This is a genomic window from Rhodovulum bhavnagarense, from assembly GCF_004343505.1.
In the GTDB taxonomy this organism is placed as follows: Bacteria; Pseudomonadota; Alphaproteobacteria; order Rhodobacterales; family Rhodobacteraceae; genus Rhodovulum; species Rhodovulum bhavnagarense.
Genome location: NZ_SLXU01000028.1, coordinates 1 through 17074, shown reverse-complemented (window position 1 = coordinate 17074; position 17074 = coordinate 1). Strand labels below are relative to the sequence as shown.

Genomic DNA, 17074 nt, shown 5'->3' with positions numbered 1-17074 from the left:
CTCTACGAACAGGCCGTCATCCGTGACGTCCCAGTGCTCGGAGAAGACAAAACGCTCGACCTGAGCTTCGACAAGCCCTTCGAGGTCGCAGAGGTGACCATCAGCTTTCCCGGCGGGGTTCCCCCGCTGACGATCCAGCCCATGCCCGGCCTCGATGCCGACGCACTTCCTGGCTTACCCCTGGATCACGGTGCGGATGTCCCGGCGCCCGCCGGTGTGATCGAGACCGAGGAAAGCGGCGAGGACAGCCTGAAGGGGCAGGCCGGCCAGGATGATGAACTGGCCGGCGGGACCGGCCTTTGGGGAAAGGCCGCGATCCGCGCCCCCGAGGCCGCCAGCAGCCCCGGCAAGATCGCGGCGGCGGATTTGCTGTTCGGGGGGCAAGGCGGAGGTCTGTTCTTCGGCGTGCAGGGGCAGGATGGACAGGTTACCGACACGTTTGGGGGGGCCGAACTTATCGCCGATTTCAACGCTGCCGGGAATGGCCTGCCGCCGGCGGCCGACCTTTCGGGCGCCGAGGAACACCTATGGAGTTTCATGGACCGCGTCGCGGCCCTTTGGAAAAACGACGCTCCCCTTCACCTGGCCGAGGGTGGAAATCCGACGCTGCCGCAGGACGACCCTGACGAGGTCGAGATCAACATCTGGGAACGGGAAGATGATTTCTAGCAAAGCTCCCCCCAATGGCGGGGACGACGTCCCCGGGGTCACGGCACCTGTGCCAGGACTACGCGGACGGCATGCCTGCAAGGTGCAGAACGGGGGCATGACAACGGAAAGACCGACGTGAAAACACCAATTAGCACGCCAATAACACTTAAGTATTACTACGGGGCCATTGGTGGTGTCGCCATTGACAGAAATTGTACGCTGCTGAACCTGCGTGCTGAGGAATGGAGAGCCGGCCTTGAGCGTCGGCAGGACAGGCGTCGCGCCGCTTGCGCCTCCGCAGGGAACGGGGCGTGACGGCACCACGGGAGAGGGTCGGCGGCGCACCTTGGGCGCTGGCCGTTTGGGATGAGTCGCCAGGCATGACACAATCACGCGATATCGGCATCGAGACACCCGCCCGGCGCGGCAATCCCGCTTTTCCAGCGGACCTGACCTCGGAGGAGGCATATCGCCGGCTGACCGACGCGCAATTCTCGATCACCCGCGTTTTCGACAACCTGCTGCGCGCCGCGCCCGAGCACGCGGACGACGCGATTGACCAGGCGCTGGCAGATATCGGGGCCTTTTTCGCCTCTGACCGCAGCTACCTGTTCCAGGTCCGTGGCGGAACGGTGATGGACAATACCTTCGAGTGGTGCGGCGAAGGCATAGAACCCATGATCGGGGTGTTACAGGACCTGCCGATCGAACTTGCCGCGAGATGGTTCGAAAGCTTCGATCGCGGCGAGGCGGTGCATATTCCCGACGTCCCGGCTATGCCCGACGATGCCGCGGAAAAGGAAACCCTGATGATGCAGGGGATCAAATCGCTCGTCGCGCTGCCGCTGGAACTGAACGGCAAGGTGACGGGGTTCGTCGGCCTCGACAGCGTTCGCAATTTCCGTGAATTCCTGCCGGGCGAGATTTCGCTCTTGCGCTCGGCCGCCAACGCGATCCAGGCGCTGATCGACCGGCGCGAAGCGGCACGGCGCGTGGAGACGGCGCACCAGATCATGCAAACCGAGCGCAACCGCCTGCGCGCAACGCTGGATGCCATCCCGGACCTCGTCCTGGAACTGGACCAGGACGGGCGTTTCGTGAACTATCACACCGGCGACCAGAGCCTGGTCGTCCTGCCACCTGAACAGGTCATCGGGCGCACCATCGACGAGGCCCTTCCGCCGGAAACCGCGCGTCTGGCCAATGCTCTATTGCAGGCCACGGTCGAAAAAGGGATCGCTCGCCATGACGACCTGCCGCTGGAAACGCCGGCGGGCCGGCTGTACCTTTCGGCCGTTGCCGCCCGCAGCCCCGCCGACCCGGCCACGGCCCGCAGCAGTTATATCGCCGTCGTGCGCAACACGACCGACGAACGGGCCCGCAAGCAGCGCCTGGAGCGCCTGAGCCGGATCGTCGAGGACATGAGCGACGTGGTGATCGTGTCGGACGTGACGGGCAGAATCACCTATGTCAACCCGGCCTTCGAGGCACAGACGGGACATCAGCTGCAAGAGGTTCTGGGCCAATATCCCGGCGAGCTCTTGCGCGGAAGGGAAACCGATCCGCACGATGCGGCCCGCGTCGAGGCCGCGATTGCGGCGCGCGAACCTGCAACGGTCGAGATCCTCAATTACCGCAAGGACGGAACGCCGTTCTGGACGGAAATGCGGCTTCAGCCCCTGACCGATGCAGAGGGCCGGCACGAGGGCTACATGTCGGTTCAGACCGACATAACCGAGCGCAAGACATATCAAGAAGTTCTCGACCAGCGCACACAGGAAATGGTCACGGCACAGCAACGCCTGAGCGGTGCGATCAGCGCGTTGCCCGATGCGTTTGCCTATTACGACGCCGAGGATCGGCTGGTCGTGTGCAACGAACGATATCGCCAGTGCTATCCCAAATCCGCCCCGCTGATGCAGCCCGGCCGCACCTTCGAAGAGATCCTGCGCTATGGCGTGGCGCGGGGGGAATATGCCGAGGCGATCGGCCAGGAGGAAGACTGGATCGCCAGGCGCCTGGCCGCCCACCGCATGGAGGAACACCATGGCGAGCAGCTTCTCGATAGCGGGCGCTGGTTGCGGATTATCGAGAAACGCACGCCCGATGGCGGACAGGTGGGGCTGCGCATCGATATCACCGATCTGAAACGGTCGGTCCAGAGGGCCGAAAAGGAACGGCTTGCCGCGATGGACGCCACGCGCGACGGGATCGGGGTGGCCGATGCCCAGGGCCGGCTGATCTACATGAACCCGGCGCTTGCGACGATGTTCGGACTGTCCAACGAGGATGAGAGGCTGGGCCAGTCATGGAAAACCTTCTATCCTCCGACAACGGCCGATTTCATCGAAACCTCGGTGATGGAGGCCATCGAAAAGGCCGGTAGCTGGCAGGGAGAGTTGACCGCACAGCGCAAGGACGGAAGCCTGTTTCCGCTGGAGGTGTCGCACACCCGGCGCGAGGATGGCGGGATCATGTGCGTGGCGCGTGACATCACCGATCGCAAGAAAAGCTTGCAGGAACAAGCGCGGCTGCGCGAACAGCTTCAGGTTGCCCAGCGCCGGGAAATCCTTTCGCAATTCTCGCGCGGCATTGCCCATGACTTCAACAACCTGCTGGCGGCGATCTCGGGGTCGGCGATGCTGCTGCGCGACGGGATCGCGGTCGAGGCCAACGCCGAGCGTATTATCGCCGCAAGTCAGAGCGGGGCATCGCTCGTGTCGCAGTTCTTTGAACTGAGCGGCAAGCCGCTGCCGCGGGCCGAGATCGACCTGCGCACCCCCCTGCGCGATGCCTGCAACCTGCTGGAGGTCAGTCTTGGCCACGAGGTGACCCTGAATATCGACCTGCCCGACAGGCCCATGATCGCCGATGCCAACACCACCGACGTTTTGCAGGTCGTTCTCAATCTGGGGCTGAATGCGCGCGATGCTATCCTGACCAGCGGGCTGGCACGGGCGCATCGGATCGAGGTCGCGCTGTCATCCGCCGGGCCCGAGATGACACGCCTGGAACCGTTGATCGGACGGCTGGTCGAGGACCAAGCCTATCACGCGATCCGGGTCTCGGATACCGGCATTGGCATCGCCCCTGAGATGCAAAGCCGCATTCTCGAACCGGCCTTTACCACCAAACCGGACTCGGGCACCGGGCTGGGCCTGACGATCATTTCCAGCGTCCTGCGCAGCTATCGCGGCGCGCTGGTTCTGGAGACCGAGCCGGGCGAGGGCAGCAGCTTTACCGTATTGTGGCCGGTAGAGGGCACCGGTGCCACACGCCATCCGCTTCCGGTCCGTTCCGTCGCAACCATCACCGGGCGGCTGGATGGGCGCAAGATCCTGGCCGTTGACGACAATGCCGATGTGTTGGGCGTGGTCGCGAACTATCTCGAACTTGCCGGCGCGGAGGTCGCGGCCTGCACCGATCCGCGGGACGCGCTGGAAGCATTGGAGGACGATCCTGACTTCTGGGATCTCATCGTCACCGATTACGACATGCCCGGAATGACCGGTGCAGACCTGGCCCGTGCCGCCCGCGAAAAAGCCCCGACCCTGCCCGTTGTGCTGGTCACCGCCGTTCCAGACTGGCATGAGCGGTGCAATAACGACACGGGCGCTGTGTTCGCGGCAGTCATGGGCAAACCTATATCACAAGCAGACTTGATCCGCGCGGCAGAACACGCTCTGGTAGGGCGCGGAGACATGACATGAAAATCCTGATTGCCGACGATCACGAATTGCTGCGCGACACGCTCTCGCTGTTGTTCCAGCAGGCTGGCGACCTTGAGGCGGATCTGGCCGCCGATGTCGACAGCGCAGTCGAGAAAATCGCGACGGATGGGCCTTATGACCTGGTTCTGCTCGACATCTCGATGCCCGGCATGAATGGGCTGGACGGGTTGGACCGGGTGATCAGGACCGAGGGCGCCAAACGGATCGGGATTCTGACCGGAAACGATTCGCCCGCATTGGCCGAGGATGCGCTGGCGCGCGGGGCGATCGGTTTCGTGCCTAAGACGCTGCCGGCGAAATCCCTTATCAACGCGGTGCGCTTCATGTGCGCAGGCGAGACCTACCTGCCCGCCAATTTCATGTCCCGTGCCGGGCGCGACGAACCGTCGAACGAGATCCGCGACAAGCTGTTGCCCCGCGAATACGAGGTGTTGCGCCATCTTGCGCAGGGCATGACGAACAAGGAAATCGCGCGCCTGCTGGGCGTCAGCGAGGCCACGATCAAGGTTCACGTCAAGGCGGTGTTCCGCAAGCTGTCGGTTCAGAACCGCACCCAGGCCGCGCTTTACGCCCGCAACGCCGGCGTGGAATGACAGCACATCGTCGCGCGCCCCGCGCGACTTGAACGCATCTGCGCCCATTCCCCAGACGGCCCGATCAAGATCACCCCGCCACGAGTCCACCTGCGACCGCATCCCGCGCGCCCGCATATCCCGCGGCACCATCCAGCTTTTCGCCACCCGCCCGGAAACCGGGCGGGTCCGATCATTTTCCGACAATTTCGTGCATGCGCGACGGCATGGGCAGGGGTTTGACAGAATGCCGCAGCCGCATATCTTGACCAATTCACTCGGGTAATGTTTTCTTATCTCCGCGACACGGCCCCAAGCCATCCGCCAGGGGCTCCTTTCCAAGCGAACAAGACAAGGAGTCGATGACGATGACACGAGGTTTTGCATTGGCTGCGGCCATCGCGGCGGGTCTGGGGCTGGCCCCGGCCGCGCAGGCGCATACGCCGCTTTGCGCCTGTTATGACAACGGCGACGGCACGGTTCTGTGCGAGGGCGGTTTTTCCGACGGATCGTCGGCTGCGGGCGTCAAGATGGCGGTGATGGATGGCGCGGGCAACCTGGTCATCGAGGGCGTGATCGACCAGAACAGCGAGTTCACCTTCGACAAGCCCGAGGGCGATTACAAGGTGATGTTCGATGCCGGCGAAGGCCACAGCATCGAAATCCCGGCCGACGAAATCTATTGAGGGGCTGCGCATGAACCGACTTTTTGCCGCCGCTGCGCTTACGACGCTGATCGCCGCGCCTGCCAGCGCCCATTTCCAACTGGTCTACACCCCCGACCCCAATATCGAGAGACCCGGCGATGTGCCGCTGAAACTGATCTTCTGGCACCCGATGGAGAACGGGCACGCGATGGATATGGGCGCGCCCGAGGACATCTTTGCCATGTTCAAGGGCGAGAAGATCGACCTGACGGGCTCGCTGACCGCGATGACCTTCAAGGGCGCCGACAACGAGGCGGCCGCCTACGAGGCGACCCTGCCGGTCAAGCGCAACGGCGACTACATCGTCGCGCTGACGCCCGCGCCCTATTACGAGGGCTCCGAGGACATCTATATCCAGCAGATCACGAAGACCTTCTTCAACAAGGGCGGCATTCCGACCGGCTGGGACGAACCCTTGGGCCTGCCGACCGAATTCGTGCCGCTGAACAAGCCCAACAACGTGATCGCGGGCTCGACCTTTTCGGCGCAGCTGCTGTCCGAGGGCGCGCCGGTGGCCGGTGCCGAGATCGAGATCGAGTACATCGCGGCAGAGCCCGACATGGAGACCAACGCCGCGGGCGAAGCCACGGTCGGCGCGATGCCCGGCGGTGCGCTGGTGGCAATCACCGATGAAAACGGCGTCTTTACCTTCGGTGTGCCGCGCGCAGGTCATTGGGGCTTTGCCGCGCTGGGGTCCGGCCCGGACACCGAACACGAGGGCAAGGAACTCAGCCAGGATGCGGTGATCTGGATCAAGGCATACGACCTGGAATGATGCGCCTATTGGCGCGGCACTGATCGCGGGGCCGCCCGAGACAGGCGCGGGCGGCCAGCAGCAACAGAACAAGGCATAACGGATGGGACGCGGATATTTCGGGCACAAGGGCTGGGGCAGACGGGGCCGGCGCGGGCAATGCCGGGCCGAAGAGCCGGATACCGGCGAGGGGCTGCGGCTATGCGCGGCCTGCACGGTCGCCGACAGCCTGAATGACTGCGCGCCCGGCACGACCTGCCGCATCCTGCGCCTGATGGGATGCGGGGCGATCCGCCAGCGACTGCTTGATCTTGGCATTCGTCCCGCCCGCGAGGTGACCGTGGTGCGAAATGCCCCCCTGAACGACCCGATCGAACTGCGCGTGGGCGACAGCTTTATCGTCCTGCGTCGGCGCGAGGCCGCGCAGATCGAGGTCGAACATGTCTGACCGCCGCCTGGTCGCGCTTGCCGGTCAGCAGAACGCGGGCAAATCGACCCTGTTCAACCTTCTGACCGGGCTAACCCAGCATATCGCGAACTACCCGGGCGTTACCGTCGACAAGAAATCGGGCCGCTACACCCATGCCGGCCAGGTCGTCGAGGTGGTGGACCTTCCCGGTTGCTATTCGCTGACCTCCTATTCCCCCGAGGAACGGGTTGCGCGGGAATTCCTGCTGGACGAACGGCCCGAGGTCGTCGTCAACGTGCTGGATGCCTCGAACCTGCGCCGGGGCCTGCCGCTGACCTTTCAGTTGCTGGAAATGGGCGTGCCCGTCATCGTTGCGCTGAACATGATGGACGTGGCCGAAGGGCGCGGACTGGAGATCGACATTGCCGCGCTGGAACGCAGGCTATGCGTACCCGTGATCGCGGTCGTGGGACGCAAGGGCCAGGGCGGCGCCCCCCTGCGCGAGGCCATCGCGGCCGCGCGCGACACGCGGCCTGTCACCCTGAATTACGGCCCCCTTGAACCAGCGGTAGAAGAGCTTCAGGCATTGCTGGCCGACCAGCCCGAGCTAAAGACCTATTCGGCGCGCTGGCTGGCGGTGAAACTGCTGGAAGAAGATAGCGAGGCCGAGCGCCTGCTCGGTGAGCGGCTGGAAAATCCCCACCCGATCCTTGATCGCGCGCATCGGCTGCGGGCGAATCAACCGGGCGAGGAAAGCACCGCCGACCGGATCGCCACGGCCCGCGACATGCTGGCCGCCGATATCGTTGGCACCTGCATCACCAACACGAAAACCGGCCATGTGCCGATGTCGGAACGGATCGACCGGTTCCTGCTAAATCGCTGGTTGGCGCCGATCTTCCTGGTGGCAACGGTCTGGGCGATTTACCAGTTATCGATCGTACAGGGCTATGAACTGACCAAGGTGACATGGCCGATCCTGGCGGGCTTTCGCAACCTTGCGGCCGGGGTACTGCCCGACGCCGGATTCCTGGTCGACCCGCAGCTGCGCTCGCTTGGGCTGTGGATGGTGGATTCGGCCAACACGCTGCTGAACTATGTGCCGATCTTCCTGATCCTGTTCGCGCTCATCGCGATCCTGGAAGATTCGGGCTATATGGCGCGGATCGCTTTCATCCTCGACCGGATTCTCAACCGTTTTGGCCTGCACGGACAGTCGACGCTGCCCTTCATCCTGGCCGGTGTCTTCGCGGGCGGCTGCGCGGTTCCCGGCGTGATGGCGACCAAGGGCATTCCCGATCACCGGGCGCGGATGGCCACGATCCTGACGGTGCCGTTCATGAACTGCATGGCCAAGATCCCGCTCTATACGCTGTTGATCAACATCTACTTTCCCAACGCCAAGGGGCTGATGCTGTTCTACCTGTCCACGATCACGGTGATCGCGGCGCTTCTGGTGGCAAAGCTGCTGACCACTTCGGTTCTGCGTCACCACGAGACAGCACCCTTCGTGATGGAACTGCCCAACTACCACCTGCCGACGATCCGTGGCGTGGTACAGCGCGCCGTGGACCGGACGTGGATCTACATCAAGAAGGTGGGGTCGGTCGTCGTATCGATCGCGGTAGTGATCTACGTTCTGTTGCAATTTCCCGGCGTACCGGCCGAACGGCAGGTCGCCTATCAGGACCGGGCCGAGGCCGCGATCGCGCAGTTCTATGCCGATCTGCAGGGCAACCCGCATCTGGCCGCGGTGTCCGACCAGTCAGCCCTGGTCGACCTGGTGAATGCCGCGACCACCTACAGGGCCGCGCGGCTGAATGCCGGGGGGCGCGAAGCAGCACAGGCCATCGATGCCCGGTTCGAGGCACGATACCCGGAATTCGCCCCCTTTGTCCTGCGTGCGCGCGAGGCCGATGCCAAGGCCGCCGCCAACGCATTACGCGATCTGACCACCGCGCGCACCACGCTGCGCCGGGAATTGCGACAGGACAAGATCGAGAGCAGTTTCCTGGGCATGATCGGCCGCAGCCTGGAACCGGTGACGCAGTTCGCCGATTTCGACTGGAAGATCAACGTCGCGCTGTTGGCGTCATTCGCCGCGCGCGAAAGTTCGGTCGCCACGTTGGGCGTGTTGTTCGACCAGGACGACGGACAGAACCTCACGCTTGAGGAACGGATGGGCGCCGAACAGGCGACCGAGGGGCGCACGGCCCTGTCAGCGGTTGCGCTGATGCTGTTCTTTGCCCTCTACCCGCCCTGCCTTGCGACCGTGATCATGGTGCGGGTTCAGACCGACAGCTATAGATGGATGAGCTTTTCGATCGTCTTTCCGACATTGCTTGGCCTCGGGGTCGCGAGCGCCGTGTTCACCCTGGGCAGCGCGCTGAACCTGAGCGGCCTGCAAGCGATGACGGCGATCTACCTGCTGGGTCTTGGCAGCCTTTTGCTGGTGGCGCTGCCCAAGCCATGGATGCGCATACCCGGGCGCAACCCGGCGGAGGAAAGCACATGACCGACTCTCCGCAGATCGACCTTGCCGCCGAGACCAGCATCGCGGGCTACGAGATCGCCCTCATTGCCCTCGCCGTCGCGCTGGCCCTGGCTTTCCTGTTCCGCGGGATGCTGCGCCGACGCCGCGGCGCCGCGCCCGGCTGCGCCGGCTGCGGCGGTTGCACAAGCGGCACGACCTGCACGGTAGTGGATTACGATTTCACCACACCAGGATCGGATAGCACCAAGTAACCGCCTGCGGCGCGGATGGACGGCAGGCGAGTTTGAGACAGGGCATTGCCCGGTGGACCTGAGACACCAGATGGTCTAAGACACTGCCGGTTCCAGGTAACCTGTTTCGCAACAATCCAAACACCGGCCCGATCCCTGGTGATCCCGCACCTCCGGAGTAGAGCATATGGGACACAAACCTTCCTCGAACCGGCTGAGCCGCGAGGAACTGCTCGACTCAGGTTTTTTCGATGCTGATTGGTATAGCTCGCGCTATACGGACGTCCGGCTCTTGGGCATGGACCCGCTTGATCATTACCTCTGGCTCGGAGAGCGCCTGAACCGTTCTCCGGGGCCACGCTTTGATGCCAGTGCCTACCTTGCCACGCATCAAGATGTTGCGAGGGCCGGGGTGAATCCCTTGTTACATTACCTGCGCACGGGCCGCTCCGAGGGCAGACGGATATTTGCAACCGATACCACCGGCCCCTCCCAGGTGGACACGGCACCGCGCCTGACACGCGGAAACGCGGCGCGACGACCAGGGCGGCCGACAGTGCTTCTATGCAGTCATATTGCCGGTCGAAACCTGTTTGGCGGCGAACGCAGTCTGCTTGATGTCCTTGACGGGCTGAACGCGCTAGACTTCAATGTGATCGTCACGGTCCCCGGCATCGAGAACAGCGAATATTTCGAAATACTGCGCAACCGGTCGCGCGGGGTTTATGTCCTGCCTTACCGGTGGTGGCGCGAGGGGGTGCCGGTCAACGAGAAGGCCGTGGCGGGGTTTGCACGGATTATCGCCGACGAGGGCGTCGACATCGTGCATTCCAACACCATCGTGCTGCGGGAGCCGCTGATCGCGGCCCGCCGCATGGGGGTGCGCACGGTGGTGCATGTGCGCGAACTGATCCAGCACGACACCACGCTTTTGCAAATGATCGGCGAGGATGCCGAAACCATCGTCGCACAGACCTGGGCGCGCGCCGATCTCCTGATCGCAAATTCAGAGGCCACGCGTGCCGCATTTGCCTTACCGGGCAAAGACCCCGTCCGCGTGTACAACACAGCCGATTTCGACACGCTGACGGCCTTGCCGCCCCCCGTGAACCATGGGCCGATGCGCGTAGGCCTGATCAGTTCGAACATCCCAAAGAAAGGGATAGAAGATTTCGCGCAGATCGCCGGGGCGCTGGCCAGAACCCATCCACAAATCGTCTTTCACCTCATAGGCCCAGAGACCGAGCACACGGCTCGACTAATGGAGCGGGTTACCAGCGGGGAGCTGCCCTCCAACCTGAAGATGTTAGGCTATCGCGACACACCAGCCAAGGCAATAGCCGAGGCCGACGTGATCGTGAGCCTTTCCCGTTTCCGCGAATCTTTTGGCCGTACCGTACTGGAGGGCATGGCTGCGGGCCGGCCCGCCATCGTTTACGACCATGGCGCACCCCCGGAGATTGTGCGTGATGGCCAAACAGGATTTATCGTGCCCTTCGGAGATAACGGGGCAGTCGCGCGCGCCCTTCAGCGGCTCGCCGATGACAGGGAAAGCTTGATCGCATTGGGGGAAAGGGCGCGCACGGACGTCGCAGAACGCTTCAACCGTACAGCCTATGCCACGCAGATGCGCACGGCCTATGATCGTGTTATAGACATACCGGTGAACCCGCAGAAGATGACCCTGCGCGCGCGGGCCGATCTCGCCCCGAAACCGCGCAATGCGCTTAAAATTGGTTATTTCTGCTGGCACTTCCCCGTGCCCTCGGAAACCTTCGTACTGAACGAGTTGCGCCTCCTTCGGGCGAGGGGTGTCGATGTCCGGGTCTTTTGTCGACAATCCCCCCACGCGGATTTCAAACCAGATTTCGATATTGAGTGGGAGCGTGTCACCAGCCCGGACCATTTGGCCCAGCGCTTGGTCGAAATGGGCATCACCAACGTCCATGCTCATTTCGTCTACCCAACCGTAACCGACATGGTGTGGCCAGCCTGCGAAAAGGCCGGCATTCCCTTCACCTGCATCGCGCATGCCCAAGACATCTTTCGCTACGGCAATGCAGCAAATAACCGGATCGACGAGTTTTCCAAGTCACCACTCTGTCAAAAGGTTTTCACCCTGTCGCGCTTTCACCGCGATTACCTTGAAAAGCGCGGGGTGCCCGGAAACAAACTCGTGATCAATTCCAATTGTATAGATCCCGATCTCTTTGCCCCTGGCAAGGTGCCTGAACGCGCAGCGCGCAAAAGTCGTCGCATCTGTGCAGTTGCGCGCTTTACCGAAAAGAAGGGTCTAGAAACGCTGATCCGCGCGGGCAAGCTGTTGGAGCCGGACGGAATCCTTATCGACCTTTACGGGTATGGCGAGTTGGAAGAGGCCTATCGCCGGATCATCGCCAAAGAGAAAATCGGCAATGTCACGCTGCATGGTCCGGTCGAAAGTCGCGATGCGCTTTTGGATGTTTATCGACAGCACGATCTGTTCGTTTGCCCAAGCTTGCGCGCCCATGACGGGGACATGGATGGCATTCCCACAACGATACTGGAATCCATCGCCGCCGGCCTGCCGGTGCTGACGACCGATATCGCGGGCATTCCCGACCTCGTTTCAGACCTTGTTACCGGGCTGGTGGCCGAGGCAAATCCTCAGGCGCTGGCCGACCGCGTCAGGGCGTTTTACGCCTTGCCAGATTGCGCGGTCCAAAGCCTGATCGTGAACGCAGAAGCGCGTTTGCGTCGCCACCATAACGGCCCAGATCTGGTCGAAAACCTCTTGCGGGTCTGGGCCAACGAAACCCTAGATCTGATGATCGTCAGCTGGAATAATCTTGCACAGACATCAGAGGTCATCCGGCGCCTGATACGATTCACGTCCCTGCCCTACCACCTGATCATTTGCGATAATGGCAGCGACGCGCCAGCGCTTGCCCACCTCTTGGAAATCTACGGCACGCAGGACAACGTCACGCTTGTGCTGAACCGTGAGAACGCCTTTGTCGGACCGGGCACGAATATTTGCCTGGCCCAGGGTCGTTCCGATTACGCGATCTATGTCTGTGGCAAGGAGGGTATGGTTACCCGCCATGGCTGGGAAAAAAACGTGTTGACCTACATGAACGCCAATCCACGGGTTGGGTTGGCCGGGACGCAATGTTACGCGCCCAGTTACCTCTACGGGCGGGATTACCCGAAGGCACAACCGCTGTTCGACAAGTTCCGCAATCCTAGTTTTGCCTTAACCCAAGCAGCGCGCGTATTCACCCATGTTCAAGGTGGTTTCTTCGTGATGCGCCGCGCGATGGTCGACGAAATCGGCGGATTTTCGACCGAGGTGCCCCATGCAAGCACCGATGTCGAGTATTCCTACTACGTCGAAAGCCGTGGCTGGGAACTGGGCGAAGTGCCCGGTCTCATGTCGCTGTTCAACAAGACCCGACCCGGCCTGTTCCACCGCATCGACGAACATATGGGTGCGTTGCACCCGCCCCGCCTGGAAAATCTGCCCGCGCTCGACGCGATCGCGCAGCGCGAGGTTGTCCATTGCAACGCCTGCGGTCAACAGAGCGACCTTTTTCACGACCTCGATGGCGACGCGCGCTGTCCCCGCTGCGGCGCGGACCGCCGGGCCCGGTCAATCCACCGTGCCTTGGCCGAGTCGACCCTGCTCTACCGGCGACTGCCTGCGCTGTCGGTCGACCTGCCACAAGCCTTGGAACCGTTCTGGCGCGAACAATTCCAAGGACGGGTCGAAATCGCCAAGGCGCTGGAATCCGAGCTTACCGTCAAGGGACGCACCGACCTGGCCGACGGGCGGTTGTCGCTGATCCTGCTGAACGGGGCGCAAGCGCTGTCAGACAGGATCGTAACCGAGGCCGCGCGCCTGCTGGCCCCCGGCGGCACGCTGATGATCGCGGGCACGGATCGCCTAGCGGATCTGACCCGGAGCCTTGCCGAGCGAGGCTTGTCCGCGGGGCCAGAAAAACGTTTCGAAAGCGGCGTCAGCCATTACGACTGGTTTGCGGTGTTGCACTTTACAAAAACGGATCACCCCTGATCACTGCCCATACCCTCCGAGGGGAGATACCATGTTCACACCAAATTTCACCCCGTCCGAATTTCGCCGGCCAACAACGCATTACATGATCGAAGCAAATGGGCAGCGTATCCTTTATGCATATATTCGGAAGAATGCCTGTACGTCTTTTCGGCGCTTTATTGCCGGCCACAGCTTGCGTGGGATGATTGCGCCCGGAAAACTTCCAGACCTCGACATATCCGCCGCGCGAGTACCTCGACCCGGACCAACCGAGAGGCTGGACTTGATCTTGTCATTTGATAGAAGAATATTCATATATCGCGACCCTGTTGATCGCTTCATTTCGACCTTTGCTAACAAGTTCATCGACAACAGCGCAGCAAGGGATATTCAAAATAAATTCAAAAAATATACCGGAATTGAAGTCGAAGATGCTACTTTTCTGGACTTCCTGCGCTATGCTCAACAAGACTTTAGATATTTGGATTGCCACCTCTGGCCACAAAAATCACACCTCTGGGACATTCCCTATACAGATGCAATTGAATTAAATTTCCTAAAAACCTCCCTAGTCAATATGATTGGCGCGAAACATGCGGCTGCATGGTTTGGAGCAACAACCAACGCATCAAAGACCTCCCAGAACAAAGAAACGCGGTCACTTTTCGATTATCCGGTTTCGGAGCTAAGAACAATTGCAAAGCGAGAAGTCATTTCCAAGCACAGCTTTCAGGCACCCACACTTGCGCGCATGATCAATGAAAAATATGCATCTGACTATGATATGATAAATAAGATTGAAAAACTTAAATCAGCAAAATATAATCCGCGCCGTTAATAGTTGCCGATGCTAGCAGCCCAAAACAAATAACATAAGCGCTAACGAAGGCTTCGTTTACCAAGAGGGTTTGGCAAAGCATCCAAGCCATGCCTCTGGCAGGGTACAATGACCAGGAGAACAACCCCATGAAGGCGCCCAATTTTTTTGTTCTCGGCGCGCAGAAGGCCGGTACGACCTACCTGGCCAAGGTGCTGGCCGATCATCCAGAGGTTTTCTTTACCGACCCCAAGGAAACCATGTTCTTTTCGCGCCAGATCGAGCACAGCGAAGAAAGTTACGCTGAATACTGTACGCGATATTTCGGATCGGCGGGCGACCAGCCTTGGCGCGGCGAGGGATCGACGACCTATCTGCAATGGCCGCATGTCTGCGAGCGTATGCGGCGCTTCGTCAAGGGGAGGCCACGTTTCATCGTCTGCCTGCGCCAACCCACCGCCAAGGCGGTGTCGTTCTTCATCCACAACTGGCGTCGCGACCGCTATGCCCCAGGCACGGGACTGTCGGACACCATGAACCTCAATGTCAACCTGTCACCCCTGTTGACGAGCCTTTACGCAGAGTCCCTTGTGCATTGGTTGGATCATTATCCGCGCGAGGACTTCCTTTTCCTTAAATTCGACGATCTGCTGGCCAATCCCGCCGGATTCGTTGCACTAGCTACCGACTTCCTCGGCATCGGGCCTGTCGATGTGGTGCCACGTGACCAGATCAATGCCGGGCTACCGCTGGTCTGGGAAGATGGGGTGCTGACCATCCCAGAAGGGACTTCAAAAGGACGCCCTCGTCCACGTTTCCGACGCGAGGAACTGGACATGTACCAAGAAGCTTTCACCGCGGATTTACGCCAGACCGAGGCGCTGACCGGGCTTGATCTGTCAGACTGGTACAGGGTACCCCAACTCGCCAGCCGGACATTCGCTCCATGACCTCAACCCGCCGATGACCAGGACCTCAACGACCATGCATCAAACGCACGCAAATGGCATAGCAGGCCAGCCCCAAGCCGCCCCCGCTTCCATCCGGCGCATCGGCCTTGTCATTCTCGGGATGCATCGTTCCGGCACTTCGGCACTGGCCGGTATGCTGCAAATCCTCGGCTGCGACCAGCCGGCCACCCTGATGGTACCGACGAAAGACAACGAAAAGGGATATTTCGAGTCTCTCAGGATCTACCCGTTTCACACCCGGCTTCTGGCCTCTGCCGCATCGTCCTGGAACGACTGGTTGCCGATCAATCCCGGCTGGTTTCAAAGCCCCCGCGCCGACGAGTTCCGCGAAGAGGCGGTCACTATCATGGGTGAAGAGTTCGCGAAATCGCGGCTGTTCGTTCTCAAGGATCCGCGCATCTGTCGCCTGGTCCCGTTCTGGGAAACCGTCATGTCCGATATAGGGGCTGAGCCACGCTATATCCTGACGCATCGCAACCCTTTAGAGGTGGCAGCCTCTTTGGAAAAACGCGACGGCTTGGCCCGCGAAATCGGTCTGCTGACCTGGCTGCGTCACATGTTGGATGCAGAGGCTGGAACGAGGGGCAGGCCGCGCACGTTCACGAACTTTGCCCAGTTGATGGAGAACTGGGCCGGGGTGGCCCAGAAAATTCAGGATGATCTCGACGTTACCCTACCCCGCCTTTCACTAAGCGTCGCCCCAGAGATGGAGGAGTTTCTCAGCGAAGGCCTGCGCCACCATGTACAAAACCGCGACAGGGTTTTGAAAAACCCGCTCCTATCCGATTGGGTACGAAACACATATGATATTTTCGAGCGTTGGGCAGAAACCGGCGAGGATCCGGTAGATTACCAAACGCTCAACGAAATTTCAGCCGCCATGACCGTCAGTGCGTCGGCCTTTTCAGGTATCGTCCGGGCCGCAGAACAGGGGACCAGAATGGTCCGCGACCAAAAGGCTGAAATCGACCAGTTGAACGAAGCAAGAGCTTCGGCAGAACAGCGCCTTGAATCCACACAGTCAGAGGCAGCCGAACTACGGGCAGAAACCGCAAGACTTGACAAAGAAAATAAGAATCTCGTCGATCAACTTGCACATGTTCGCAGCGCTTTGGAACAGCGCAGCCACGAAGCTGATGAAACCCGCAAGGAACTTGATCGGCTGCGCGCCGAGGATACGACCCGTCAGGCCCAGATGGATGATCTTGCCGCCTCTTTCCAGGCTCGTGAAAAGCTATTGCACGAGCGACTCGACGAAGCGAACCGCAAATTGGCAATGCGAGAGGCTGAAGTCGGCACGCAAAATCGCGAGTTGTCAGAAATCACCAAGATCCTGGCCGATACAGAACACGCTGCGAAACTTGAACAATGCCGCGCGGAAAAAGCCGAATATGCCACCATGGCGTTAAAGACCAGCATTTCATGGCGATTGACCGCGCCGCTGCGCAAGGTCAGCGGCCTGATCCGCCGCCGCAGATCCTGATCCATACCTCTCAACAGGGATCGCGTCGTTACATCGCAGCTGGTGGTGGTTTCAGAAGCCGCTTACGGTCTACGAAAGCCTGCCAAAGCTCTGCGAACCCCTCTTGGGGATCCTGTGCGCGCCCTGACCTGCCCCCCGGAAGTTCCCTCGCTGTGATGTAGAGTCTGCCCAACCTGAGAAGGAGCAGACGACATGAGGAAAAGCCGTTTCACCGAGGCG

At 61.1% G+C, this 17074-nt stretch carries 12 protein-coding genes; all 12 read left to right on the top strand.

Annotated features, from left to right (window positions below; genetic code table 11):
• Positions 1 to 669, top strand: a 669-nt coding sequence (locus EV663_RS15060; protein WP_207904450.1) for a hypothetical protein, incomplete at its 5' end; no start/stop codon positions are given.
• 362 nt (positions 670 to 1031) lie between these two features.
• Positions 1032 to 4361 carry a PAS domain S-box protein gene (locus EV663_RS15055; protein ID WP_132953304.1) on the top strand — a complete coding sequence of 1110 codons (3330 nt, stop codon included), beginning with the start codon at positions 1032 to 1034 and terminating at the stop codon, positions 4359 to 4361.
• Positions 4358 to 4975 (top strand): response regulator, encoded by a 618-nt coding sequence (locus EV663_RS15050; protein ID WP_132953302.1) that lies wholly within the window; start codon positions 4358 to 4360, stop codon positions 4973 to 4975. Before EV663_RS15055 ends, EV663_RS15050 begins: the two co-directional genes overlap by 4 nt.
• A 347-nt stretch (positions 4976 to 5322) precedes the next feature.
• A complete protein-coding gene (locus tag EV663_RS15045) occupies positions 5323 to 5640 on the top strand; it encodes a hypothetical protein (protein WP_132953300.1) in 318 nt (105 codons plus the stop codon).
• Between the two features lie 10 nt (positions 5641 to 5650).
• Positions 5651 to 6436, top strand: a complete 786-nt coding sequence (locus tag EV663_RS15040; RefSeq protein ID WP_132953298.1) for a DUF4198 domain-containing protein — start codon at positions 5651 to 5653, stop codon at positions 6434 to 6436.
• A gap of 82 nt (positions 6437 to 6518) precedes the next feature.
• Positions 6519 to 6863: a FeoA family protein gene (locus EV663_RS15035; RefSeq protein ID WP_132953296.1), complete on the top strand. Its 345-nt coding sequence runs from the start codon at positions 6519 to 6521 to the stop codon at positions 6861 to 6863.
• Positions 6856 to 9339, top strand: coding sequence for a ferrous iron transport protein B (gene feoB / locus EV663_RS15030; RefSeq protein WP_132953294.1), 2484 nt, complete (start codon positions 6856 to 6858; stop codon positions 9337 to 9339). The genes EV663_RS15035 and feoB overlap by 8 nt, the downstream gene beginning before the upstream one ends.
• Positions 9336 to 9569 carry a FeoB-associated Cys-rich membrane protein gene (locus tag EV663_RS15025; RefSeq protein WP_165910220.1) on the top strand — a complete coding sequence of 78 codons (234 nt, stop codon included), beginning with the start codon at positions 9336 to 9338 and terminating at the stop codon, positions 9567 to 9569. Before feoB ends, EV663_RS15025 begins: the two co-directional genes overlap by 4 nt.
• A gap of 166 nt (positions 9570 to 9735) precedes the next feature.
• Entirely contained in the window at positions 9736 to 13602 is a 3867-nt protein-coding gene (locus EV663_RS15020; protein WP_132953290.1) for a glycosyltransferase, read from the top strand.
• Positions 13603 to 13633: 31 nt separating this feature from the next.
• Positions 13634 to 14422: a sulfotransferase family 2 domain-containing protein gene (locus EV663_RS15015; protein ID WP_132953288.1), complete on the top strand. Its 789-nt coding sequence runs from the start codon at positions 13634 to 13636 to the stop codon at positions 14420 to 14422.
• A 128-nt stretch (positions 14423 to 14550) separates the two neighbouring features.
• Positions 14551 to 15351 (top strand): sulfotransferase family protein, encoded by an 801-nt coding sequence (locus EV663_RS15010; RefSeq protein WP_132953286.1) that lies wholly within the window; start codon positions 14551 to 14553, stop codon positions 15349 to 15351.
• Between the two features lie 34 nt (positions 15352 to 15385).
• Positions 15386 to 16855 (top strand): sulfotransferase family protein, encoded by a 1470-nt coding sequence (locus tag EV663_RS15005; protein WP_132953284.1) that lies wholly within the window; start codon positions 15386 to 15388, stop codon positions 16853 to 16855.
• The last annotated feature ends 219 nt before the right edge of the window (positions 16856 to 17074 follow it).